The 1468-nt window shown below is 74.5% G+C and carries 2 protein-coding genes; both read left to right on the forward strand.

Features of this window, described 5'->3' with window-relative positions; translation table 11 throughout:
* Positions 1-126: 126 nt before the first annotated feature.
* Positions 127-639 carry a response regulator gene (locus MTQ10_RS30350; protein WP_247473874.1) on the forward strand — a complete coding sequence of 171 codons (513 nt, stop codon included), beginning with the start codon at positions 127-129 and terminating at the stop codon, positions 637-639.
* Positions 640-734: 95 nt separating this feature from the next.
* A partial coding sequence (gene nrtL, locus MTQ10_RS30355; protein ID WP_247473876.1) for an ArgS-related anticodon-binding protein NrtL occupies positions 735-1468 on the forward strand: 734 nt, incomplete at its 3' end.

Raw genomic sequence — 1468 nt, forward strand, 5'->3', positions numbered from 1 at the left:
GGGTGGAGCCGGGCGGGGCGGAGCCGGGCGCTGGTGCCGGTCAGCAGGGCGGGCGGTGCGTCCCCCCGGAGGGTGGAAGTCGGGAAAAGCCGGACGCGGTGGCCGGGGGCGACCTACTCTCGAGTTGTGCCAGGCGCTTCGGGCCGGGTTCTCGTTGTCGACGACAACAAGGTGATCCGGCAGCTGATCAGGGTCAATCTCGAGCTTGAGGGGCTCGAGGTCGTGACCGCGGCCGATGGTGCCGAGTGTCTGGAAGTCGTGCATCAGGTGCGGCCCGACGTCGTCACGCTCGATGTCGTCATGCCGCGTCTGGACGGGCTGCGCACCGCCGCCCGGCTGCGGTCCGACCCCCGGACGCGTGAGCTGCCCCTCGCCATCATCAGCGCGTGCACGCCGTACGAGGTCGATGCCGGGCTCGATGTCGGTGTCGACGCCTTTCTCGCCAAGCCCTTCGAGCCGGCGGAACTCGTCCGCGTCGTCCGGCGGTTGATCGAGCACGGGCGTGAGGGGCGGCAGGCGGGCGGCGAGGCCGACTCCGACACGGATCCCGGGCCCGGGCGGCGGGTTCCCCGCGAGCAGGTCATCGGGGCCGGTGCCGTCGGCGGGGACGAGGAGACCGCCGGGCACGGCGGGGGATAGGGCCACCCAGGCAGAAGAGGGACCCTGTCCCACATGCCGGGACCTCCGCGAAACCGGCTCGCCTCCCCACCCCCTCCCTCGCCTAGGCTTGTCCCGTGACCCCCGTCGAGCTGTCCCGCACCGTGCTGCGCGCGGTGCGCTGTGCTGTCGACGCGGGGGAACTGCGTGTGAGCGTGCCGGAGCGGGCCGTCGTCACCGTGCCGGGGCCCGGAGGGTGCGGGGACTGGGCCACCAACATCGCCCTCCAGCTCGCCCGGCCCGCCGGCCGGCCCCCGCGTGATGTCGCCGAGGTGCTGCGCGGGCACCTGGTACACGCCGACGGTGTCGCAGGTGTCGAGATCACCGGGCCCGGGTTCCTCAACATCAGTCTCCACAGCTCCGGTGCCTCCGATCTCGTACGGCGCATCCTGAGCGAAGGCCTGCGGTACGGGCATTCCGATGCCCTGGGCGGTCAGGTCGTGCGTCTCGTCGTACCCGACGAAGTGCGGGCCCGTGTCGTCGCCGAGGCCGTCGGGCGGATCGCCCGCTCCCAGGGGGCCCGCGTCGAGGTGGAGGTGGCCGGCTCCGGGGACCGTGTCGATCTGCGGCCCGTGCCCGCGCCCGCCGACCCCGCCCCCCTCGGGCCCGACGCCGCCCGCTGGGCGCTGCTCCACCCCGCGCCGCACGACCGGCCCCGCGTCGGTGAGGAGCACCTCGTGCAGCGGGAGAGCAATCCGCTCTTCCGCGTCCGGTACGCCCACGCCCGCACCCGCGCCCTCCGCCGCAACGCCGCCGACCTCGGCTTCCGCGCCGACCCCGCCGCCCTTGCCGACCCCGGCCCGCTCGGCGC

It is taken from the genome of Streptomyces sp. XM83C (assembly GCF_023072675.1).
Classification (GTDB): Bacteria; Actinomycetota; Actinomycetes; order Streptomycetales; family Streptomycetaceae; genus Streptomyces; species Streptomyces thermocoprophilus.